The sequence below is a fragment of the bacterium genome (assembly GCA_019912885.1).
In the GTDB taxonomy this organism is placed as follows: domain Bacteria; phylum Lernaellota; class Lernaellaia; order JACKCT01; family JACKCT01; genus JAIOHV01.
On sequence record JAIOHV010000122.1, the window covers coordinates 1 to 22,734 of the forward strand.

A 22,734-nucleotide genomic window follows, 5' to 3' on the forward strand; every position below is an offset into this window, starting at 1 on the left:
GACAAGGGCGCCCCGGCGCTCCTCGCCGTCCGGTCCGGACGCGGCCGGCTCCGCGGCCTCGGCTTCGGCGCCCGCGAGCGCGACGTCGTCGGATCGCTCCAATTCGGCGGGCGTCGCGGTATCGCTCAAACCGGAAGCCCCATCGCGCGCAGCGCATTTTCGCGGAAGAACAGCGGTTGAACCTTGTCCTTCAGCACGTTCTTCCACTCTTGCGCGCAGTTGTAATGCAGGCACGGCCAGTTCGTGCCGAAGATCGCCTTGTGACGCAATGGGCCATTGATCAGCACCAGATGGTGCATCGGCACCCACTGCGGCATGAGCGACGTGAAATCGATCCAGACGTTGTCATGCCGGTTGGCGATCGTGGTGCCCAGATCGCCGAACCCGACGCCGCCGTGCGTCAGCACGATGCGCAGATCCGGGAAGTCGACGGCCACCTTGTCGACCTCCAGCGGATTGCCGAGGTCGAGCGGCAGGTTCGGGTTGTAGTGCGCGGACGAATGGATGACGACGCATTTGCCCATCTCCTGCGAGAGCGCATAGAGGGGGTAGTTGCGCCGGTCGGAGGCGTACACGCCCGTCAGGAACGGGCTCTGGTTCCAGCCGACGAGCCCCATCTCCGTGTAGGCGCGTTCCAGATCCCTGTACGCCTGCATGACGCCATGGTCCGGCCGCGCGCCGGCAAGTCCGATGTAGTTTTCCGGAAACTTCCGGACCGCGTCGTACACTTCCGTGTTGCCGGCCGCGTCGCCCGAGAAGATGACGGCCTGCGTGATGCCGTTCTCTTTCATCTCCGCGATCGACTCCTCGAACGACGAAATCCCGAGGCGCGGCTCGCCTTTGTAGAGCGAGATGTACCGCGCGATGGCCGGATTCGGCACCGGCACGAGGTCCTTGTAGAAATAAGGAACGCGGGGACGAACGCGGAAATCGAGAATATTCATATTTCCCTCCCGTTTAGAAAACGCAGCCGTTGCCATGCAAGGCGGTAATTGTCACGCCCGCCCGCGCCCGCCGTCAAGCGATAAGTGTTCCGCGTCGAGCGCGGGAACGGAAACGTAACGGCCGGTACAATCGAGTACCGGCCGCCGAATCGTTTCCGTTCGTCAATTTTCCCGTCGACGAGATTCGCCGGAGCGCCTCAGCAGCCGCAGCAGCCTCCGTCTTCGTCTTCGTCATCGTCATCGTCGGCGCCGGCGTCGTCGTCGTCATCGTCGCCCTCGTCGTCATCACCGCCGTCGTCGTCATCGTCATCGTCCACGGCGTCGTCATCGTCGTCGGCCGGAGCCGGCTCGTCGATGGTGAACGATACCGTATCCGGTGCTTCGATCCAGAACTCGGAGTCGGTCACCGTCAGCGAGAACTCGACCACCCCCGCCGCCGACGGCGTGAATGCGGCGTCCACGCCAAAGGGCGACACCATCTCGATCGCCGGGCCGGAGACCTGCGTCCACTTGTAAGACAGCGTGTCGCCATCGGGGTCGGAGCTGCCCGAGCCGTCCAGGTTCAGGGTTTCCCCCACGACGCCCGTTCCGTCGTCGCCCGCGTCGGCCGTCGGCGCGGCATTCGCGTTGCCGGTGTAGTAACCGTGCGTGAGGCCCATGCCGCCCGCATACGCCCAGCTCTTGCGCTTGCCGTCCATCGCCATGTAGCCGATGCCGAGGATCTCGTCGGATCCGTATTCGTCCACCTGCCACGTCTTTCCGCCGTCACTGCTGATGAGAAATCCGCCGGCCACCGGCAGCGACCCGAACTTCAGAACGAACACGGAGGCGTACGCGAGATCCGCATCGACCATCCACACGTCCGAGATGCCGTATTCGCCGTTGTCCCACGGCATCTTGGCCGGAACGGACGCCTGCTCCCACGTAACGCCGCCGTCGTGCGTGTAATAGATGATGCTGTGCGCGAGCGCGCTCGAGTCGCCCTCGGCCATCACGATGCCGTATTGCTCGTTGGCGAAGCTCATCTTGTACGCGAGGATCTTGTCGCCGGAGGAGAGCGTCTCCCACGTCTGCCCTCCGTCCGTCGTCTTGAAGAACGCGTCGCCGACGATCGCCTTCTGTCGGCGGAAGTCGGGGTGCGTCGCGCGGTAAAACGCCGAAGTGCGCCAGAGCGCGCGGGCGAGGATCTCTCCCGGATCGATTTCGCCGGACTTGGCGGGCGTGTTGTCGAAGCCCGTCGCGGCAAAGCCGATATCCTCGTTGATGAACGAAACGGACGCGGGGGTGCCGCCCGCGAAAGGCAGCTTCTCCCATGTGGCGCCCGCGTCATGCGTCGCGAGCAACATGTTCGGATAGCCCTGCGCGACGCCGAACAGATCGGTCACCGCGTGGATCGCGTCGATGGTGCTTCCGTTCGGCACGACCTCGGCAGGCAGATCGACGACATTGAAGGTGTCTTCCTCACCGGCCTCCGTCGTGCGTTTGATGGTGCCTTTGAGCTGGATGAAGCACGCCAGGCATTCGGGCGCGTTGGGGTTTTCCGCGAGGCACTGCTCGTTCGTGACGCCGCCGGCGACGCCGATGGTGTCGGTGAAAAAGTCGACCGTCGTCATAAAACCGAAGATACGCAGCACGTCGCAGGTGTCCTCCAGGTCCAACGTCGCGGCCATGACCTCATAGAAGGTGCCGTCGGTGTAGCCCTTCCACGCTTGCGCGAAGCCGGATTCGCTCGACTGGTGAATGCCGACGCCGACAAAAGATCCATCGTCTAGGCCTCCGATATCGAGGATGCCCGATGAGACGAATCCCGAATTGGAGTTGAGATAGGTCCACGCACCCGGCGCGCCCGCAACAGCCGCGGACGCGAAAACGGCGGCGACAACCGCCGCAAGCGCGATTCGCTTGAATATCATGATTGTGACCCTCCGCCCGCCGGCGCGATGGGGGCCGATGCGGGCAAATTCGCCCCGGATTTTCGCCGCCAGATTATTCCTTTTTGCCGCGGCGTGTCAAAAAATCGCACACGCGCGCGCACGCGTCTCACGCCCGCGACAGCGCGAGCATCCAGATGACGTACACGGCCAAAAACGCGGCGCCGATAAAAAGCGCCGGACGGCGAAAAAACGCGTCCTTCGGGCCGAACGCCCGGAAGATGAACAGCACGGCCAGGCCGATCCAGCCGAAAAACGCGAGCGTGGCGACAAGCGACCACGCCGTATTCGGTCCGACCTCGCGCGTGAGGATCGCCATCTCCATCTCGCGCGCCTCGGCGTTTTTTTGCGGATCGCCCGCGCCGACTTTTTCGCCGACGAGCCGCGCGATCTCGACGTTTGCTTCGCCGATGACGTCCCGGCCCGGCTGAACGAGTCCGCGCGCGGCGTACATGGCCGAACGCATCACGCGCCACGCCCAGAGCGCGGTTTCCGGATCGCCCGAAGCCTCGGCATCCCGCGCGATCGTGCGCAGCGCGTCCACCGACGCCCGCACCGTCGGGCTGCCGGGCAGATACCAGTGCAGCGCGCGGTCGTACGCCCAGATCGCCTCGGTGATATCGCCGGCCTGCTGGTGCGCGCGCGCCTCACGCAGCTCGACGGCGCCGCCCACGGCAACGCGCGCGACGATCATCGCGAGCGCGGCGAGCACGACGGCCCCGGCCATAAGAATCTTTTGACGCATCGGTGCTCTTATATCCCCGCGCCGCCGGAGCCGCAAATCGAAGCGGAGTGCGCGGGTAAATAGGAAGCGCCGCTTTTCGTGCGCGTCACCCGCAAACGAAGGCTCCGCCCGGAGCGGAGCCTTCGTTTGCGGCTCGGACGTTGCAATGACTCACGGGCGAGGGCGCCGTGACTTGCGATGACCGTCCAGACTTTCAGACTTCCAGACCATTCGTCCGGGCACAGGCACCGGCACTCGCACGGAAGTCGATACCGAATTTCGTGGGCACCACCCTCTTTCCTCTTTCCTGTTTCCTCTTTCGTCGTTTTCTCGTTGACATCGATGCGGCCCCGCCTACTATGCGACGTGGACCATCCACAGGGAGGATCGAGTCCTGGCCCGCATCAACGCGAAGCTCTCCACCGTTCTTACCGCCGCCCTCGACAAGCTCGCCCATGACATCGTCGTTCTGGATGTCGCCGGCCTGTGTTCCTACGCCGACACGATCGTCGTCTGCCACGGCACCAGCACGCGGCACGCGCAGACGATCGTCGAAAACGTGCGCGAGACCGTGAAGAAAAGCGGCTCGATTCCCCTTGGCGTCGAAGGCGCCGCGGACGGGCAGTGGGTTATCCTCGACCTGGGCGACATCGTTTTTCATGCGTTCTACAGGCCCGTCCGCGAGTTCTACAACATCGAGGGCATCTGGGCGGACGCCAGGCGCGGCGAAGTCGTGCCCCGGGAAGACGGCTCGTTCGATGTCCGCTGGGCGCGCCGCCCCCGTGCGGCGGCAGGTCGCGTGGAAAACGCGTAGGCGCCGCGCGCGCCGCCCCATGTCCCTCATCGACTCCCATTGCCACCTCGACGCCGGCGCGTTCGACGACGACCGCCCGGCGGTGATCGAGCGCGCGCTCGCCGCCGGCGTGACGCGCATGGTGACGATCGCGACCGACCTCGCCGGCGCGCACAAGGCGCTTGCCATCGCAAGAACGCGGCCGGAGATTTTCGTGGCGCTCGGCATGCATCCGCATGTGGCGAAACACGCCAACGACGAGACGCTCGCCGCGTTGACGGAGTTGGCAAGCGACGATCGCGTCGTGGCGTGGGGCGAGATCGGGCTTGACTATCACTACGACCACTCGCCGCGCGAAGCGCAGCACGACGCCTTTCGCCGTCAAATCCGCGTCGCGCGCAAGCTCGGCTTGCCGATCGTCATCCATTGCCGCAAGGCGATGGACGATTGCCTCGCCGTGCTCGCCGACGAGGCCGAGGGCGCGTACCGGGGCGTCTTCCACTGCTTTTCGGGAAGCGGCGACGAGGCCGAACGCGTGCTGGCGCTGGGGTTTGATCTCAGCTTCACCGGCACGATCACGTTCAAGACCGAGATGCCCGAACACGACGCCGTCCGCGCCGCCGGGATCGACCGCGTGCTCATCGAAACGGACAGCCCGTATCTGGCACCCAAGCCGTATCGCGGAAAGCGCAACGAGCCGGCATACGTCGCGGAGGTCGCGCGCGCGCTCGCAAGGATCCTTGGCGTTTCCCAGACCGATGCGGGCCGGGCCGCGGCGAAAAACACGCGCCGGCTGTTTTCCCGAATGCGTTGATCAGTCCGGCTCGTCCTCGATCACGCGCGCGATCGCCGTCATCAGCTCGTCGGACGTAAACGGCTTCTGGATATAGCTGCGCTCGATATCGTCGAGGCTTTCGCGTTCGAAAGCGTCTTCCGCGTATCCGGACATGAACAGGACCTTCAGGTGCGGCAGCGCCTCGCGCACGATGCGCGCCAGCTCCGGCCCGCTCATGTTCGGCATGACGACATCGGTCAAAAGCAGCGTGACATCGTGGCCGCGCGTCTGGAGCAATTCGATCGCGCTCGTGCCGTCGCCGGCCTCCAGCACCTGGAAGCCGCTTCGTTCCAGCACGCGGCGGATGAGGCGTCGAAGCGCGATTTCGTCCTCCACCACCATGACGGTGACGCCCTCGCCCTTCGTGCGCACCAAGGGCGCACGCGGCGCCGGGCCGGTGGCGGTTTCGAGCACGGTTTCCGAGCGCGGCAGATAGATTTCGATCGTGGCGCCCTTGCCGGGCACGCTATCGGCGAAGATGAAACCGTCGTGTTGCTTGACGATGCCAAAGGCCATGGCCATGCCAAGGCCGGTCCCCTTGCCTCGTTCCTTGGTCGTGAAAAACGGCTCGAAGACACGGCGGCGCGTCGCCTCGTCCATTCCCGTGCCCGAATCGGCGACGAGCAGCCGGACGTAACGCCCGGCGGGCATCTTCGCACCGTCGCGTACAACGGATTCGTCGAGATTGTCGAGGGATACGCGCAGCTCGAGCACGCCCCCGTTCGGCATGGCGTCGCGGGAGTTGACCGCGAGATTGACGAGCACCTGTTCGATTTGCCCCACGTCCGCGAGCACCGGCGCGGGCTCCGGCGACAGGCGCGCTCGCAGCTCGATATTCTCGCCGATCACCCGGCGCAGCAGATTTTTCACTTCGGTCACCACGTCACGCAGATCCACGACGCGGCGCTTGATGACCTGGCGGCGTGAAAACGCCAGCAGGCGGCTTGTCAGGTTGCCGGCGCGCGCGGCCGCGGAGCGGATCTCCTGCACCGCCTCGAACAGCGGGTTTTCGGCGTCGATCTTCTGCGCGAGCATGTCGCCGTAGCCGGAAATGATCGACAAAAGGTTGTTGAAGTCATGCGCGACGCCTCCCGCCAGGCTCCCGAGCGCTTCCATCTTGTGCGCCTGCTGGAGCTGCTCCTGCAACAGCAGCCGCTCCTTCTCGGCGCGCTCCTGCTCGCTGGCGTCGCGCGCGACGATCAGAAGCACCGTGTCGCCGCCGAGTTCGATGCTGTTCAGGCGAACGTCCACGGGGAACTCGCTGCCGTCCTTGCGGCGCCGCCGCCCGGTGTAGCTTGCCGTGCGCCCGGCCTCGATGTCCTCCATGATCCCGACAAGCGTCTCGTCCGAATACCCGGTCCCGGCGATGGCCGAGAGCGTCATGCCGATCATCTCGTCGCGCGTGTAGCCAAGCGTGCGGCAGGTCTCCGGATTGACGTCGACAAAACGCCCGTCCGCGCCGACCAGAATGATCGAGTCCGCCGCGTTCTCGTAGAGGACGCGGAACCGGTGTTCGCGCTCGAGCAAAGCCTCGCGCGCGGCGTGTTGCTCGCGCAGGTCTTCGACCATGGCGACCTGAAACGGCTCGCCCTGGGGATCGACCATGCGGACAACGGTCACACGCGCCGGCACGCGGGTTCCGTCGCCGCGCAGATACTGCCGCTCCGCGCAATAGAATCGCTCGTTGTTTTCGACAAGCCGCGTGAATTGATCGCGCGCGGCCTCGCGTATTTCGGCAGGGACGAAATCCAGGAACGACCGGCCGACGATCTCCGACATCGGGCGGCCGAAGATCTCGGCCATCATCTCGTTGCATTCGAGCATGACGCCGTCCCTGTTTCCGACCGTGAACCCGATCGGCGCGTGCTTGAAGATCATCCGGGCACGCGCCTCGCTGCGTTCGAGTTGCCTCTCGACGCGCCGCCGCTCGGTGATGTCGTTGCCGTAGATGTTGACGTGCGGGCCGCCGGCGGACGCCGAGAACAGGATCTCGTACGTCCGCTCGCCGGCCTCGTAAACCTCGCGGACGGGCTCGGCCGTCGCCATGCATTCCCGAACCAATTCGCGTTCGCGCGCCGGCAGCCGGTCGCCGATCGCGACGCCCCAGTTTTTCAGGAGATAACCGGCCGCCTCATTTGCGTAGAGGACGCGCCCGGTCGGCTCGACGCGTAATACCGGCTGCGGGTTCTCGCTCGGAAACCGCGACAGGTCGCGCAGCGCGGCTTCGGCGATCATGCGCCGGCGGATATCGCGGGCGATCGAAACGATGATGGGGCCTTGCCGCGTATCCACGAGGCTCGCGCGGATCTCGACGGGGATATCGACGCCGCCGGCCGACCGGATCGAGCCCTCGGTCATGACCGGCGCCTCGAAGCTGCTGTTCGCGCCCAGGACCTTGTCCCAGCCCTCGCCAAAGACGGCGCCCGCGTTTTCGTTCGCGCGGCGCTCCAGGTCGTCCTTGTCGAGTTCAAGCAGGCGGCACGCCTCGGGATTCGCGTCCAAAAGGCCGCCGCCGAGTGCGTGGATGAACATGGGATCCGCCGCCTGCTCCCATAACGCGCGCAGGCGGGCGTCGCGGTCGGCGAGCGACTGTTCGGCCTCGCGCGCGCTGGTGCGCGTTTCGACGAACAGGACAATGCCGCCGACTTCGCCGGACGCGTCGCGCCAAGGGTGGATTTCCCAATCGACGAAATCGATACGGCCGTCGTCGTGGTAGTAGGGCTCGTTCTCGCCGCTCGCGGACGCGCCCGCGAGGCAGCGGCGGTGCACCTCGCGCGCCTTCTCCGGAATTTCGGGAAAGACATCGTAATGGAGCCGGCCGACGATGTCCTCGGCGGCAATCCCGAAGGTCGTGCACCAGCGGGCGCTGACCGCCACGTGGCGCATGTCGCGGTCAAATACCGTCAGGGCGACCGGAGCGCGGACAACGAGCGTGTGAAACAGACCGCGCGACTCCCGGCCGAACAGATCGGCGATCGCCGCGTATTGCGCGATCGGCGATTGCTCCGCCGGATCGACGATACGGACGCGTGGCGGTCGTTCGGTCGGCATGACGTTTCTGTTAGCCGGATCTGGCATCTCGCCGCTTGCCCCAGATGACGAAAAAACCGATTAGGCTACGAGATTCACAAAGTCGCAAGGGTTGCGTCCCCGCCGCCATTTCGGCACGCCCGGGCCTGTTGCACATTCAGCGCTCCGCACGTACCTTTTCCTTAAGCCGTATCGGCAGAAAACGAGATGGAGATTACCGGATGCGATTGATCAAAATCATTTCCCTTGTCGTCCTGGCCCTCGCGCTGGCGATCGCCGGCGCCTGCACGGGCGGCGGCGGCGACGATGACGACGATGACGACGCGGCGGGCGATGACGACGCGGTGGACGATGACGACGACGCGGATGACGACGACGGCGATGATGACGATGGCGACGATGACGCAGGCGACGATGACGACGACCTCGGCGACCTGACGGTTTCCGGGCTGTCGGCGCCGGCCTGCGCGGGCGAGGTGCCCTACGAACCCGAATCGGAGCCGTATGACATCGTCGATCTGGAGTGGGACGGTGAAACGCGGCAACTGCACGTGACGCGGCGAGACGTCGTGCTGTCGTGCGAGTTCGATCTGACCGTGACGGCCGAGGCCGACGGCGCGGATGTACGCATCACCGAAACCGACACGGCCTGGGACGGTTCGTGCCTGTGCGTCACGGACGTATCGTACACCGTGGAAGGCATCGACAGCGGCGGGACGCCCACGGTGGAAATCGTCAAGCGCCTGGGCGCGGCGAAGATCACGGCGGATTCCCTGATCGTGTCCATGGAACTTGACGCCTCGCCGGCGCGCCACAACCGCTACTTCGCGCCGATGATGGATCTGCTCCTGCCGCAGGGCGATCAGCCGTATGCCCCGGGCGAGTCGTTCCAGCTCCGCTCCGCGCCCTGCTACTTATATGAAGACGATTCGGTGCAGATGTCGTATCGCGTGGACGATTCGGCCGAGCGCGACGGCGGTGGCATTGTCTTTTTCACCTTCCTGCACCGGCAGGATCTCGACAGCGACGCCGAGCCGGATCCCCTGTGCCCGACGCGATTTTTCGACATGACGATCCCGGTTCCCGGTACGTTCACGTTCGTCGCCAACTCGTGGAACGTGCCCGAGCAGTTGTGGGAAGTGATCGTCAACGTGGACGCGGCCCAGGTCACCTCGCCGAGGTAGGGCGGATTGCTGAAAGCTGATTGCTGATGGCTGATTGCTGATGGCCGATTGCTGATCGCTAGGGAACCGCTACACACCCATCCCCGCAAAGAAAAGATATTTGCCGCCGAACAGGCCTTTTTCCCGTTTCAGGAAGAATCGCTCCGTTCCGCTGGAGCGGATCTGTTGCCCGCCGCGCTCTTGCACGATCTCGTATTCCTGCACCACGTCGGCGATGTCGCCGTCGTTCTGAAACGTGATGTGGCGGTTGTGCGTGCGCAGCAGGATGCGATCGTTCGCGGAAAACCGCTTGGCGATGTTCGACTGTACGGTCTCGACGCTTTCGGTCTTGTATTGATATTCCGGGTGAAACAACGCCGCGTACGACTCGACGTCTTTGTCCTTTAAAGCCTGTTCACGCGCGTTCAGGGTTTGCTCGACAAGCCAGACGGGGTCGCGCTCGCAGCCGGCGAATAAAAGGACGGCAAGAAGCGGGAATGCGAATCTAAGGGATCCGGGCAAGGACATCCGTGGCCCGTTTCCCGAACTTGTGATCCGGGAATTTGTCGGCGAGCAGTTCGAGATACCGGCGCGCCTCGGCCGGCTCCTCGAGATCGACAAGGCTCACCCCGGCAAAATAAAGCGCCTCGGGGTAATATTTCGTGTCCGGATAATCGCGAACCACGACCAGGTAGCGCTGCAGCGCCGCGTACGGTTCGTTCTCGCGGCGATAGAACCGCCCGACATAACGCTCGCGCGCGGCCAGATCCTCGCGCACCTCGGCCAGTTTTTCGCGCGCGTCGCCGGCCTCGGCGTAATCCGGATATTGCGTGACCACGCGCGAGAGCGCCGATTCCGCGGCCCAGGTTTCGTCCTGGTCGCGGTCGATCGCGCGCTTTTCCTTGTAGTGCGATACGCCCATGTGATGCACGGCGTGCGCAACGGATTCGTTGGTCGGATGCTTGTCGACAAAGTCTTCGTACGCGACGGCGGCCTCGGCCCAGCGCTTGCGCCGGAAATACGAGTCCGCGATGCGCAGTTCCGCCTGCGTCACGTAGATCGAAAACGGGTACAGGTCGATGAGGGCCTCGTAGGCCTTGATCGCGTCGTTGTAGTCCTTGTCCGCGAACTCGGTCTCGCCGTATTCGTACACCTCGCGGGGGGACATTTCCTCGAACTTCGGCCCGCAGGCGGAAGCCAGGATGACGGCGCAAACGACGGGGGCAAGACGGCCAAAACGCATCGCGCGGCACTATAGAACGCGTCCGGAAGCTGTCAACGCGATACGCGCCCTGAAAACGAATCGGGCGCCGGAGGAATCCGGCGCCCGCGTTCGCGGCGATCCGGCAAGCGCCGGACGCACTCGACTCGATGCAACTACTCGGACTTGCCGCCGGGCCGACGGATCGTCTTGGGGGGGCGATTGCCGCCGATGCCGCCTTCGCGGCCGGGCAGGCTGACAAGGCCGTACGCGGGGCTGACGATCTGGTTGCGCTTCTTGAGAATCTGTAGCGCGTTGCGAACCGACGAGATCGGGCTCTTGGAGGTGCCCGCCGCGTTGCGTTTCTTGAGCTCGTCGAGGATCTCGTGCGCGGACATCGGACGGCTCTCGGAGTCCAGGATCTCGAGGATCGCGGCGGTCATGGTAAAGCCGCGGCGGGAGCGCTCACCCGCCTTGCGTTCGATCATCGGACGAACGTCGGCCTTGCCTTCCCACACCAAAAGTAAATCCTGCCGTTTCTTGATGTCGCGACGAACTTCCGAGATTTGCTTGTCGAGGTCGGTCTTTTGCGATTCGAGTTCACGAATGCGCGAAAGGAGACCATCAACCTCACGCTGCACCGATGCAAGGATGTCACCCGTGTTGCCGGCCATGATTCAGAATTCCTCCGAAGGTTATTATTCCGCGTCGTCTCAGGATCGCGGATGGGGGTCAGGGTCTCGCAAGGCTCACTTATACCAAGATTCTTTCCCTTGTCAACCGAATTGATTTCGTCGGCGCTTGGACACAAAAAAAGCATGAAGGTTCAGGCGGAGCCGACCCGCCACGAAACCGTGTTCGATACGCCCCCTTTTCACAACGCCGGTCGACTCCTCCGAAAATTCAATCGGGGCGCGAAACGGTCGGCCATCTTGTCCGCGCATAAAATCGATTTCATACAAGCAAACCGTTCAAAATTCCGCGATTTGAATAGTTATCTTAATGTTTGGAGTGCCCCTTTCCGCCGGGGCTCCGGAAATTCAAAGCGGACATCGCTATTAAGTTTTCCTCAGCAAAAACGCATCGATACGCTCCTGACACATTCCCCGTCCTTGTTCACAAACCACGCGCATGCCCAACATTTAATTCGGTTTCCATTGGCGATGGGGCTCACGCGCACGGATTTCATAAATTCAAATGGCCTCCATTCACGGTCCCTCGCCCTTCAAGAATTCCGTACAACGGTCATCAAGGCGACCGGGCAAGGCGGCTCAAGCTTGCCTCGTCCGACAATTTGAATAATACGCCGCGCCATAACGCACCGTTACCGATAGGATAAAAAACATTCGCTTGCCGCGTCCGCTGGCCCTCGTGCCGGCCGGGCCTTCCGCAAGCCGCGCGACCGCGATATGATCCGCGCCCGCCTCATCCTGGACGCCATGAAGCGCACCATCACGCCCACGACCTTCTTCCTGATTTCGCTAGGCGTTCTGCTTTGGGGATGGCGCGCCCTGCCGTGGACCGGGCCGGTCGATGACGCCTTCATCACGATGACCTACGCGCGCCATCTCGCCGAGGGCGATGGCCTTGTTTTCAATCCCGGCGAACGCGTCGAGGGCGCTACCGCCTTCGGGCACGTCCTGTTGTTGGCGCCGTTCGCGGCCGCCGGCATCGATCGCCTCGACCTTGTCTCCGTCGTCCTTGGCATCCTCGCCTGGGCGGCCGCGCTCGCGATCGGATACGCGCTCTTTTTGAGCGATCGCCGCGAGACGGGAGCCGCCGTCGCGGTCGGTCCGTTCGAGTTCCTCTTTCTCGCGTTTCTCGTCATCGGCCCGATGGGGCTCGTGTGGTCCACCGCCGCGATGGAGACGCCGCTTGTCGCGCTGGCGTGGATGGCGGCGCTTTTCGCGCACGCGCGCGAGCACGAGCGCGGCGCACCGCCCTTCCTGTCCGCGCTGTGCGTTGTCGCGGCGGGGCTGCTTCGCCCCGACGGCATCCTCGTCGCCATACCGCTTGGACTTTCCTGGCTGCTGCCGATCGCACGCGCCCGATGGCGGCAGGCGATCGTCTATTCCGCAATCGTGATCGCGCTGTTTGGCGGCTACTGGCTGTGGCGCTGGAGCTACTTCGGCTATTTCACGCCCAACACCTTCGCCGCCAAGGTCGGCACGTTCTCCGGCCCGCTCGCCCTCAAGGGAATCGGCTACCTCATCGGCGCGGGCATGGCGCTCGTGTTCCCGCCGATCTTCCTGATGTTGCTGTTCACGCGCCGGCGCGAAATCTGGCCGCGCCTGCCGCGCTGGTTTTTCGTGGCGATCGGACAGGTATTCGTGACGAGCGCGTTCGCGATTTTCGTCGGCGGCGATTTTTTTCCGTATCACCGGTTTCTCGTGCCCTCGCTGATCCCCGGAACGCTCGCCGCGTGGAAGCTGTTTCGCGTGCGCCTTTGCGCGCGGCGCGAGCGCCTTTCACGCCCGCCCGCCGCGCCGGCGACAGCCCGCACATGGATCGGCGTCGCGTCGCTTCTGCTTTTCTGGTGGGCCTGGGCGACCGGAAGCCTTCTTCTCGACTTCTACAAGGCCCGCATGCTGGTGAACTGGACGCGTGACTGGACGACGGTCGGCCGCGCGCTTGAGGAAATCACGCCGCCGGACGCGGCGCTTGCGACCGTGCCGATCGGCGCGATCGGCTACCACAGCCGCCGGCGCGTGCTCGACATGGTCGGCCTGACCGATCTGCACATCGGCCGGCGCGAGCAACGCACCGGCGCGCGCATCGTGGGCCACGAAAAGCACGACACGGCGTACGTCCTGGATCGCGCGCCGGAGCTGATCCTCACCTGGCCGGTGCTTTTCGACGGATTCCCCAAGGAGGATTCCGACTGGGTTTACGCCCACACCATCGCAACCGCGCAGCGCGACATCTATCTGTCGCCGCGCACGTTCAAGCTCTACGCCCCGATCTTCACGAACATCGGGGACGGCATCCTGCTTGGCCTTCTGCGCCGCGATCTCGTCAACGACGCCCGGTGGCGCGCGTTCAAGCCGCTTCCCGCGATGCTCGAGCGGCGCTATTTCGATCCCGAGCGTTTTCGATTCATCCGCCGGCCCTCCTGGAACGAGGCGTTCTCGAAAATGAAGAACAAGACGCACGGCGGCGAGGACCTCTGGAAGTAGGACGATCCGGGATGGCGAAACCCGCGCGACGCCTTATAATGTCGGGGTTTCCACAAACCGTTTCGGGCGGCGAACCGCGCATGGAAGCGCGGCGCGGCAAAACCGCCCCGAGGTCCATTTGCTGCACGATTGGGTCATCGCGAAGGACTGCGGATACGAAATCGTCCGCGACGGCGAACGCATCCGGTTCTTGAACCGCGACGTGCTCGGCTACGAAACGGCCGGATGGACGTTTCTACTGGTCGCGGGTCTTTGCCTCGGCGGCGCGGGATATCTCTGGTTCACCACGCCGCCCGACCGCGATCTTCGCCTGGCGCTGGCCGCGCCGATCGCCGTCGGCGCGCTGTTCGCGCTGATGGGCGCCTGGTGTCTCATCCTCGTGTCGCAACGCAAGCGCGTCGACACCGACGCCGCGCCGTGCATTCTCATCGCCGATACCGAACGGAACTTTCTCGCCCTGGCCGACGGCGGCCGCGTTTCCCGCCTGGCCGACGTGCGTATCGCCGTGCGGCGAACGATGTCCGGTTTCAACCGGCCCGGCTCCTACGGCGGGGCGCGCTACGGCGTCTGGCTGATGTGGCCAGGCGGCGCGGCGTGCGTGCTGCGCGCGAAGTTCAAGCAGGAGTGCAAGCGCGTGCAGCGCGCGCTCTGGCTTGCGGGCGTGGGCAACGAATAACGTGCGTCGACGCCTGGCGCCCCCGTCGCCTTTGGCGCGTTGTCACCCTGAGCGAAGCGAAGGGTCTCCGTGATCTTACAGCGAGATCCTTCGCTTCGCTCAGGATGACAACCGCAGGATGACAACCACGAATCACCCCGTATACACGTCCTTCACGTATTTCTTCGCCGCGTCGCGCCATGCAAAACGCGCCGCACGGGCGTTCTCGACGATCGTCTTCCACGCCTCGGGTTCCTCGAACGACATCCGCAGTGCGCGCGTCAGGCCGCCGACGAATCCCTCGACCTTTTCCTCGATCGTCGCGCCGTCGAACGCAAATCCGTTGACGCCATCTTTCACCGTGTCCGCCAGTCCGCCGACCTCGTGCACGAGCGGAGGCTGCCCGTGACGCATCGCGATCATCTGCGCAATGCCGCACGGTTCGTACAGGCTCGGCATGAGAAACAGGTCGCCGCCCGCGTAGAGCGCCGCGGCGCCGTCGTCGCTGCGCCCCTGGAGGAACAGGAAGTTGGGATAGCTGTCCATGAGGTCGCCGAGCATGCGGCAAAGGAGCGGCAGCCCGTCGCCGACCAGGACGAACACGCCGTTCGCCGCGGCGAGCGTGTCGAGGATGCGTTCCCCGGCGGTCGCGTCGCCCATGCCGCGCTCGAAGAACAGGCGCGTCTTTTGGTCGGCGACGCGCGTCACCAGCGTGGCGACAAATCGCGGCGACAGCTCGCGCCACTCGCGCAGGCGTCGCAGCGAAGACGGCAGCGTTTCGGGGATGACGGGCGAATCCGCCATCCGCGCCGCCTCGCGCTCAAGCGCGTCGCGAATCTCGGCGAACGACAGCTTTTGTTCTGACCTCGGCGCGGCGTCGTAGCCGTTCAGGATGCCGACCAAGCGCTTGTCGCGCATCGCTTCTCCGATCAGATCCTCGAGCCCCTCCCCTCCGAACACGCCGGCATCCGCGTCCGACGGCCGGGTGATTTCCCGTGCGTAGGTCGGCGAGACCGTCGTTACGATGTCGGATAGCGCGATGCCCGCGGCCATCGGGTTGAAACACGGAGGCTGGTAGCGTCCATCCACGAAGCGGCGATAGATGAGGTCGCGCGTCGCGGCGTCGGCGAACAGCGACGGATACCAGCTCGACAGCGAGCTGGCCGCGTGCTCCACGGGCCGCGTGCCCTGGATGCCGAGGTTGTGGATGGTGAACACCGTGCGCAGGCGCTGCAAGTCCGCGTATTGCGGATCGAGCTCGCGAAGAAGCGCGACAAACGCCGCGTGCCAGTCGTGCAGGTGGATCACATCCACGTCACGCACCGTCTCGTGCGCGGAGGCGACAAGGCTCGCGACCGCGGCGGAGAACATCGCGAACTTCGCGGCGTCGGTGGAAAACGGCTCCCACGGATCGTGCACATAGATGGGATTGCCGCGGATCCAGATGTTCTCGACGACCAGGTGTTGCACGCCCTCGACCTCGCGCGTCGGGCGGACGCGGAACACGTCGGCGCTTTCCACGCGGCTCGCGAACGGGAAGTTGACCTGATAGACGCCCATCACCTCGTTGTCGGCGTGCAAATAGCCGTAAGCGGGCGTGATGACGGTGACCTTCAACCCTTCCTCAACGAGCGCGCCGGGTAGATCGCGGATGACGTCCGCGATCCCGCCGACCGATCCGCCGCGCAGCGCGCCGTTTTCAGACGCGACCATCAGCACGTGTTTGGGCGCCCTTTTCGCGCCGCGGGCGCGGGGTATACGGGGTGTCGCCCGAACGCGCGGCTCGGGCGCGGGCTTTTTCGGCGCGCGGGAGGGCGCCCGGCGCGCCTTGGCCGGCGCGCTTTCCCCGGGGAGCCTTGTCCCCGTCGCGATCCGCTCCTCGCGATCCGCCTTGAGCGCGGCCGGGGTCGGCGGCGGCGCGACCGCGACATGTTCGATCATCGGCTCCGCCGCCTTGGTTTTCGCCGGCTTGGCCGCGCGTTTTTTGGGCGCGGGCTTCGCCTTGTCGGACTTGCCGGCCGGCGGCGGCGCGACCGCGATATGTTCGATTGTCGGCGCGGCGATTTTGTCATTTGCCGGTTTCGCCGCGCGCTTCCTGGGCGCGAGTTTCGTCTCGTCGAGCGTGGCGACCGGCGTTACCGGCGATTCTTCCACGTTCGACCCGGCGGAAAACGGCGCTTTCGGCGCGTCCCGCCTGGCGGGATCGCGCGGATCATCGGAGCGTGCCATAAGATGAACCTCGACAAGATAATTTGATGGACGCGAATTTTGCGGTTGCGCGGCGCGCGCGCCGTGCGCGTTTCAATCTGCCAGATTGCGCCCGGCTGTCAACGAAATTTCGAAGATTTGTGTTACCCGCGAACGCCGCCGGCAACGTCGCTGGGAACGCTCCTGGGAACGCCGAACCCCAGTTCGGCCTTGCGCGCGCACGCCGCTCAGACCTTTGTCACCCTGGGCGCTTTTGTCACCCTGAGCGCAGCGAAGGGTCTCCGCCCGTGCCGGCAAGCGCGACATTCACGACCATGGGGCCAACCGGGGTTCGGCGCTCCCGGGTTCCATCGCACCAAAGCAGGCGGAACGCCTGCGCTCCTGGCGAGCCGGCGGACGCGGGGGCTGTCCCGGACCTACTGCCCCTTCTTGCGCAGCGTCGTCTGTGAAAACAGGTTCGGATCGACGCCGATATTCGCGCGGTTCATCAACCAGGGGAACGCGGTGGCATGTTCCTCCTGGAGATCGACCAAAAGCGATGTGGCAATGGAAAGCGGCTTTGTCCTCGGATCGGGCGAGGCGTTCGAGGCATTGATCATCACCTTCCAGAGCTGGCCCTTGCGGTCATACGCCACCTTCGCGTGCGGATACCAGGCCTCGGCGTCGATGTAGAGGAGCTGCCGGCTGTAGGGGTAGCTCGCGAGCTTCGGCGTCAGCTCCATGACGTATACGGGGCGAAGTTGCCACATGAGGCGCGGAAGAAAGTGCGGCGGATTCTCGAAATCGTAGATCTTCCCGGCCGCATCCTTGCCGTGCGGGGCGCCGGTCTGAAACGGCGCGAGCATCGTCGTCTTGGCGACGATCTTCCAGTCCATCCACTCCGGCCGGCCGGAATATCCGCGGATATCCTCGTACAGCAGATCGGTGTTGTTCCAGGACTCGCCGTGGTTGCCGGAGGTGAAACGGAACGTGCGCCGCTGCGCCGGCACGTACACCCACCCCTCGCGGTCGGTGGGATTGTCGTAAACGATGTAAAGCGCGAGCTGCCCCTTGCGGTCGGGTGGAAACAGCGTCTCGGTGACGGACGTGGCCGCGATGTTCTTTTTGGCCAGCCGATCCAGCACGGGCATCGGCGGCACGTCCGTGCGGTGCTTCGTGTTGACGATGTAGGTCCACTTCCAGGTCTCGTGCCGCTCCACGCCGTTTTTCGCGGAGATCCAGTAAACCGAGAACTCGTTTTCGCCGTCGTCGCCGCCGTAGGCGTAATGGAAGTTCCACGCCACCTCGCGCGCGGATTGCGGAAGCGGAAACGGCAGCCCGCCCTCGTAGTTCGCGATGCCCACCGTTTTTGTGTCCGCGCCGATTTCCACGAGCTTCGCCTTGCCGCGATTTTTCCTGGTGGCCGCGAGGTAACCTTCGCTTGGTGCGTAGGGCTCGTAGTCCTTGGTCGAAAGCGACAGGCCGTATTGGCGGATCAAGATCGCGACCGGTTCCGGTACGATCGCGGCGAACGTGTCGATGTTCGAGCGGTCGATCGTCATGCCCGGCGCGTAACCGTCGATCGAAAGGTTCGGCGCGAACCCCACCGCCGCGCCCCACGTGGCGCGCGAAATCTCGGCGGGCGGCGTCGCGGCGGGAGCGGGCGTCGCGCTATCCGCCGGCGGCGCGTCCTGGGCGAGAACGACGGCAAGCGGGAGAAGAACGATCTGCGCAATGAAAATGGCCATGTTTTTCAAGCGACGCTCCGTGAAACAGGTAAAATGAGAGTTGCGAATTGCGAATTGGGAATTGCGAATGGGGAATGTCCATCGCAAGGGATCGCCGAAGCCCGACGAAGCCGCTTTCAGAGATTCCCCATTCGCAATTCCCAATTCCCAATTATTTCCGTTCGACCCTATTTCCCAGCTCTTCCCAATCGCTCACGCTACCCGGCCAGTTTCGTACGCGTTCAAAGCCCTTGCGTTTCAGGAACTGGCGCGCGTAGTCGCTGCGCATGCCGGACAGGCAGTGCAGGACGATCTCGCGGTCCTTGTATTGTTCCAGCTCGGTCCAGCGCTGTTCGAACTCCTGCACCGGGATGTGCACCGTGCCGGGGATAAATTCCTCCTCGCGCTCCTGGTCCGAACGCACGTCGACCAGAACCACGGCGTCCCGGTCAAGGAGCGCCTTGAGTTCGCCCGCGTCGATCTGCGTCGCGGAAGGAAAACCCGCCTGCTCGGCGATATCGCGCGCCGGCTCGGGCGCCGCGTCGGATTTGGCGACGGGCGGCATGTCGAGCGACGGATTGAAATCCTCGTCGCGCTTGTCGCCCACGATCACGCGCCAGAGATTCTTCAACATGTTTCGACTCCCGCATTTCGGCTCGCCGTTCGGCGTGCCACGAATCTCCAAGTCAAACACAAACCGGGCCGGCACGCACGCACGCGCGACCGATTGCGTTACGCCGGAGGCCAAATCAGGCCGTCAGCCGCCGGAACGCCATCAGCACCGCCGTCAATACGCCGTACAGCACCGCCGCGAGAGCGAGCACGTTCGTGTAGCCGTGGTTGATGATCATCGCCATCGCGAACGTGGCGCCCGCGACCGACGATAGCGTGCTGATGCCATAGGTGACGGGAATCGCGGCGTCGTTCCCGCGCCTTGCGAGCCACGTGACGACATACGGATAGAAAAGCCCAAGACAAAAACCCGCGGGCGCGAGCACGAGCGTCGCCAGCGGGATCTTGGCGGCAAGCGGCATGCCGATGCGCGCCTTGATGAGCACGGTCATGGCCCAACTCGTCGAAAGGACGATCGCCGCGACGAAGATCGGCATCGCGCGCATGGGCAGCCGGTCGCCGATGCGGTGAAAGACCGTGGCGCCGGCCGCGTTCGTCAGAAGAAAGATCGAAAGCAGGAGCGCCATGGAATAGAGCGGGCTCTCCAGGAACAACTCCATTTTTCCGAGATAGGTGATCTCGACGAGCATGTAGCAAAACCCGGTGACGACGAGGTAAAGCATCATGCCCGGCGGGGGCATCGTGACGCGCGTCGCGTAGAGCGCGGCAAGAATGCCCGCGAGCAAAACGCCGATCGCCAAAAGCGTCGTGATCTTGATCCAGCTCCGGTAGTACGCGCGCGAATCCAGCTTTTTCATCGACGGGAAAAGCCGCCATCGCTTGAAGTCGAGCTTGCGCGCATAAGGCCGATCGTCGGTGACGAGCCGCTCCGGGTCCGGCGGATTCTCGACGCTCGCCGTGTAGCGCGGATGGTTTTTCAGCCGGTGCGGCGCGTAGCGCAACAGGCCCGGATATTCCCGGACGACCGCGGCGGTTTCGTCGCGCGCGAACGGCCGAAGCGAGTAGATGAGATCGTCGCAGCGTGTCGTCCGTTTGGCGAAGATCATGACGCGCTCCGAAAGCGGCCCCTGGCCCCGTTCGGCGGAAAGCCATTTCAACGATTCGACGAGGTGCGCCGACGGATGACAGCGGAAAACAAGCAGACCGTCGGCGCGCAAGTGGTCGAGGTAGGCGGCCATCGCCTCTTTCGTGTCGAGGTATTTGCGGCTGTGTCCGCTCTTGTATTGCGATGTCGCCGCGTCCGATCCCACGTAGATGACGTCGTAGCGGTTCGGATCATTGTCCAGAAACCGCCGCCCCTCCTTGATCTCCATGTGCACGTTCGGCCGCGCGTAAAACTCGCGCAGGTGGTAGCCGGCCAGCGGAGCGGGTTCGGTCGCGAACTTGATGACCAGCGGATTGAGCTCGACGCCCGTCAGCCGGCTTTTTCCGCCGCCATGCGCCGCGTATTCGATCATCTGCTTGCCGCTTCCCGCGAACATGACGAGCACATCGTCCGTGGGACGATTCAGGAGGAACGGAAGGCGGATGTCCTGGCGCATCGAAGGCGTCGCGCCTTCGGGGCGATACGGCTCGACGTAAACGTTGCTTTCCGCGTTGTCGTGAATGATCTGGTAGGTCGGCTTGTCTCGCCCCGCCCTTTGCAGGCGAAGCAGGGACACGCGCGAGAACTCGTTCCAGCGGTGCGCGATCTCGGTGACGGTCACCTTTTTCGTGTAACCGAGCGCGTGCCGCATGTCGTAGCGCCCCTCGAGAAACACGAGCACGGGCAGGATCAGGAGCGCAACCGGCACGAGCCGCCGCAACCGCGCGCGGCGTGCGCCGCCTTCCGGCGCGAGCGCCGCCAAAAGCGAAAGCGCCACGAGCCCCGTGGCGATGAGATACGGAAGATCGATGAAGTGAAAAAGGACAGGGGTCACGAAACACGCGGCCGCCGCGCCGAACAGGTCCGATCCGTAGAGCCGGCCGATGTGCGCCCGATGCCGCGCATAGAGCACGGTGAGGATCTTGCCGACATAATAAAACGGCGGAAGGAACAGCGCGACGAAGGCGAACGTCTTGCCGGTCATCAACAGGCTCGCCAGGCGCGTGCGGTGCGTGATGGGGAAAAACTGGCTGAATAACAAGAACGCAAGCGCGAAGGACGCCACCGCCGCGTAGGCCAGGCGACCGAGATCGACCGCCAGGTCCGCGCGAGCGACCCCGTCGCGACGAATGTGCACGGCGAGGCTGCCGGCCCCCAGGCCGAACAGCGTCAGCGGGATCGCCAGAAAGCTGTTGGCGTAATTGAGGTAAAAGACCGACATGCGCGAGATAACGAGCTCAAAAACGAGCGTGCAAAACGAAAGGACGAACACGACAAGCGTCGCGCGGCCGGCGGCTAGAAGGGATCGATTCTCCACGCGCGATGCTTTATCCCCACGTCGCGCCGTGCGCAAGCGCCGGGAACGAAAATCATCCCGGTTCGGACGGGCCTCATGGCATCGCGGCGCGGGGTATTGTAAGGTGCGGGCTCTTATGACGATATCGACGGGCGCCGCCGGTTATTCCGGCCCCAATCGATCGCGAGGGTAGCCGGGCTCATGGAGCAATTCGGAAAGTACCGGATCATTCGCAAGCTCGCGGGCGGCGGCATGGGCGAGATTCACCTCGCCGAGGTCGAGATCGCCGGATATCCGCGCAAGATCGCGCTCAAGCGCATCCTCCCGTCGCTGACCGACAACAAGGACTTTCTGGAAATGTTCGTCCGCGAGGCGCGTATCATCGCGCGGCTCGCGCATCCGAACATCGTGCACATTCTCGATTTCGGCAACGTCGGCGAAACCTTTTATCAGGCGATGGAATACATCCCCGGGCACAGCCTGCGCGAGGTGATGGAGCGCCTGGCCAACCGTCGCGAGACGGTGCCGCCGGAGGTCGCGCTGCACATCGCGCGCGGCGTCGCGCACGCGCTGGCGTACGCGCACGATCTTTGCGACGAAGAAGGCCACGCCCTGGGACTCATCCACCGCGACCTGAATCCGCGCAACATCCTGATCTCCGACGCGGGGCAGGTGAAGGTGATCGACTTCGGCATCGCCCGCGCGCACGGGATCACGACGCAGCACACGCAACACGACGTGCTCAAGGGCATCATGTCGTACATCGCGCCGGAGTATCTGGAGAACCGGCCGATCGACCACCGCGCCGATCTGTTTTCGTTCGGCGTCGTTCTCTACGAGATGCTCGCCGGCGTGCGCCCGTTCCACGCAGACTCCGAAGCTGGCGTCATGCGCCGCATTCTCGACGGCGATTTCACCTCGCTCACCAAGCGCCCAAATGTGCCGCGCGCCCTCGCGGAGATCGTCGACCGCTTGCTGGCGCGCGACCCGGACAAGCGCTACCAGCACTTCCATGAGGTGATCGCCGACATCAACGCCCGATGCGCGGAATTTCTCGGCACGGACGCCGCGCACGTGGCCGCCTGGACCAAGATTCTGTTCGACTCGACCGCGTTCGCCATGTCGGGCGACGACGGGTGGGTGACCTCGACATTCGATTTCGAGCAACCCGAGGATTCCGCCTCGCACATCATGCGGGGCATCCGCCGCTCCGGGCAACGGCGGCTTGCGGTACTGGGGAGCCTGCTTATCGCGTCCATCCTGGTGATGATCATGTCGCTGTGGGCGCCATTCATGGACAAGCCCCCGGAACGCGACATCCGTCCCGTACCGCCGCCCAAGGCGACGCCCGCGC

General features: G+C 64.5%; 17 protein-coding genes. 6 read left to right on the forward strand and 11 right to left on the reverse strand.

Annotated features, from left to right (window positions below; genetic code table 11):
• Positions 1-125: 125 nt before the first annotated feature.
• The 3 genes from K8I61_10000 to K8I61_10010 form a co-directional block, all read right to left on the reverse strand.
• Positions 126-944 (reverse strand): amidohydrolase family protein, encoded by an 819-nt coding sequence (locus K8I61_10000; GenBank protein MBZ0272359.1) that lies wholly within the window; start codon positions 942-944, stop codon positions 126-128.
• A 197-nt stretch (positions 945-1,141) separates the two neighbouring features.
• Positions 1,142-2,857 carry a hypothetical protein gene (locus K8I61_10005; protein MBZ0272360.1) on the reverse strand — a complete coding sequence of 572 codons (1,716 nt, stop codon included), beginning with the start codon at positions 2,855-2,857 and terminating at the stop codon, positions 1,142-1,144.
• Positions 2,858-2,984: 127 nt separating this feature from the next.
• Positions 2,985-3,620 (reverse strand): hypothetical protein, encoded by a 636-nt coding sequence (locus tag K8I61_10010; GenBank protein ID MBZ0272361.1) that lies wholly within the window; start codon positions 3,618-3,620, stop codon positions 2,985-2,987.
• 382 nt (positions 3,621-4,002) lie between these two features.
• On the opposite strand from K8I61_10010, the gene rsfS reads away from it, so the two are divergent.
• Together rsfS and K8I61_10020 are read left to right on the forward strand one after the other, a co-directional pair.
• A complete protein-coding gene (rsfS, locus tag K8I61_10015) occupies positions 4,003-4,413 on the forward strand; it encodes a ribosome silencing factor (GenBank protein ID MBZ0272362.1) in 411 nt (136 codons plus the stop codon).
• Positions 4,414-4,432: 19 nt separating this feature from the next.
• Positions 4,433-5,206, forward strand: a complete 774-nt coding sequence (locus K8I61_10020; GenBank protein MBZ0272363.1) for a TatD family hydrolase — start codon at positions 4,433-4,435, stop codon at positions 5,204-5,206.
• Here K8I61_10020 and K8I61_10025 read toward each other — a convergent pair whose 3' ends face one another.
• On the reverse strand, positions 5,207-8,278 hold the full coding sequence (locus tag K8I61_10025; GenBank protein MBZ0272364.1) for a PAS domain S-box protein: 3,072 nt from the start codon (positions 8,276-8,278) through the stop codon (positions 5,207-5,209).
• Positions 8,279-8,478: 200 nt separating this feature from the next.
• Here K8I61_10025 and K8I61_10030 point away from each other — a divergent pair, with 200 nt between their 5' ends.
• Entirely contained in the window at positions 8,479-9,441 is a 963-nt protein-coding gene (locus K8I61_10030; protein ID MBZ0272365.1) for a hypothetical protein, read from the forward strand.
• 69 nt (positions 9,442-9,510) lie between these two features.
• Here the strand turns inward: K8I61_10030 and K8I61_10035 are convergent, their stop codons facing one another.
• The 3 genes from K8I61_10035 to K8I61_10045 form a co-directional block, all read right to left on the reverse strand.
• A complete protein-coding gene (locus K8I61_10035) occupies positions 9,511-9,942 on the reverse strand; it encodes a hypothetical protein (protein MBZ0272366.1) in 432 nt (143 codons plus the stop codon).
• Positions 9,926-10,663: an outer membrane protein assembly factor BamD gene (bamD, locus tag K8I61_10040; GenBank protein MBZ0272367.1), complete on the reverse strand. Its 738-nt coding sequence runs from the start codon at positions 10,661-10,663 to the stop codon at positions 9,926-9,928. Before bamD ends, K8I61_10035 begins: the two co-directional genes overlap by 17 nt.
• 134 nt (positions 10,664-10,797) lie before the next feature.
• Positions 10,798-11,295 (reverse strand): hypothetical protein, encoded by a 498-nt coding sequence (locus K8I61_10045; protein ID MBZ0272368.1) that lies wholly within the window; start codon positions 11,293-11,295, stop codon positions 10,798-10,800.
• 735 nt (positions 11,296-12,030) lie between these two features.
• Here K8I61_10045 and K8I61_10050 point away from each other — a divergent pair.
• Both K8I61_10050 and K8I61_10055 read left to right on the forward strand, forming a co-directional pair.
• Positions 12,031-13,797: a hypothetical protein gene (locus K8I61_10050; GenBank protein MBZ0272369.1), complete on the forward strand. Its 1,767-nt coding sequence runs from the start codon at positions 12,031-12,033 to the stop codon at positions 13,795-13,797.
• Positions 13,798-13,915: 118 nt separating this feature from the next.
• Positions 13,916-14,473: a hypothetical protein gene (locus tag K8I61_10055; protein MBZ0272370.1), complete on the forward strand. Its 558-nt coding sequence runs from the start codon at positions 13,916-13,918 to the stop codon at positions 14,471-14,473.
• A gap of 132 nt (positions 14,474-14,605) precedes the next feature.
• Here K8I61_10055 and K8I61_10060 read toward each other — a convergent pair whose 3' ends face one another.
• The 4 genes from K8I61_10060 to K8I61_10075 all read right to left on the reverse strand — a co-directional run bounded on the left by K8I61_10060 (position 14,606) and on the right by K8I61_10075 (position 21,401).
• Positions 14,606-16,681: a glycogen/starch synthase gene (locus K8I61_10060; GenBank protein ID MBZ0272371.1), complete on the reverse strand. Its 2,076-nt coding sequence runs from the start codon at positions 16,679-16,681 to the stop codon at positions 14,606-14,608.
• A 395-nt stretch (positions 16,682-17,076) separates the two neighbouring features.
• The gene (locus K8I61_10065) at positions 17,077-18,387 is read right to left on the reverse strand and encodes a DUF1329 domain-containing protein (protein ID MBZ0272372.1); all 1,311 of its coding nucleotides are present in this window, start codon (positions 18,385-18,387) and stop codon (positions 17,077-17,079) included.
• 151 nt (positions 18,388-18,538) lie between these two features.
• Positions 18,539-19,000, reverse strand: a complete 462-nt coding sequence (locus K8I61_10070; protein MBZ0272373.1) for a rhodanese-like domain-containing protein — start codon at positions 18,998-19,000, stop codon at positions 18,539-18,541.
• Between the two features lie 115 nt (positions 19,001-19,115).
• Positions 19,116-21,401, reverse strand: a complete 2,286-nt coding sequence (locus tag K8I61_10075; GenBank protein MBZ0272374.1) for a hypothetical protein — start codon at positions 21,399-21,401, stop codon at positions 19,116-19,118.
• Between the two features lie 180 nt (positions 21,402-21,581).
• On the opposite strand from K8I61_10075, the gene K8I61_10080 reads away from it, so the two are divergent.
• The coding region (locus K8I61_10080; GenBank protein ID MBZ0272375.1) for a serine/threonine protein kinase at positions 21,582-22,734 on the forward strand (1,153 nt) is incomplete at its 3' end.

Excerpts from the sequence above, each read along its gene's own strand:
- K8I61_10025 (MBZ0272364.1), bottom strand. The coding sequence starts at position 8,278 with ATGCCGACCGAACGACCGCCACGCGTCCGTATCGTCGATCCGGCGGAG.
- K8I61_10020 (MBZ0272363.1), top strand. The coding sequence starts at position 4,433 with ATGTCCCTCATCGACTCCCATTGCCACCTCGACGCCGGCGCGTTCGAC.
- K8I61_10045 (MBZ0272368.1), bottom strand. The coding sequence starts at position 11,295 with ATGGCCGGCAACACGGGTGACATCCTTGCATCGGTGCAGCGTGAGGTT.
- K8I61_10000 (MBZ0272359.1), bottom strand. The coding sequence starts at position 944 with ATGAATATTCTCGATTTCCGCGTTCGTCCCCGCGTTCCTTATTTCTAC.
- K8I61_10050 (MBZ0272369.1), top strand. The coding sequence starts at position 12,031 with ATGATCCGCGCCCGCCTCATCCTGGACGCCATGAAGCGCACCATCACG.
- K8I61_10030 (MBZ0272365.1), top strand. The coding sequence starts at position 8,479 with ATGCGATTGATCAAAATCATTTCCCTTGTCGTCCTGGCCCTCGCGCTG.
- bamD (MBZ0272367.1), bottom strand. The coding sequence starts at position 10,663 with ATGCGTTTTGGCCGTCTTGCCCCCGTCGTTTGCGCCGTCATCCTGGCT.
- K8I61_10070 (MBZ0272373.1), bottom strand. The coding sequence starts at position 19,000 with ATGTTGAAGAATCTCTGGCGCGTGATCGTGGGCGACAAGCGCGACGAG.
- K8I61_10005 (MBZ0272360.1), bottom strand. The coding sequence starts at position 2,857 with ATGATATTCAAGCGAATCGCGCTTGCGGCGGTTGTCGCCGCCGTTTTC.
- K8I61_10060 (MBZ0272371.1), bottom strand. The coding sequence starts at position 16,681 with ATGGCACGCTCCGATGATCCGCGCGATCCCGCCAGGCGGGACGCGCCG.
- K8I61_10010 (MBZ0272361.1), bottom strand. The coding sequence starts at position 3,620 with ATGCGTCAAAAGATTCTTATGGCCGGGGCCGTCGTGCTCGCCGCGCTC.
- K8I61_10065 (MBZ0272372.1), bottom strand. The coding sequence starts at position 18,387 with ATGGCCATTTTCATTGCGCAGATCGTTCTTCTCCCGCTTGCCGTCGTT.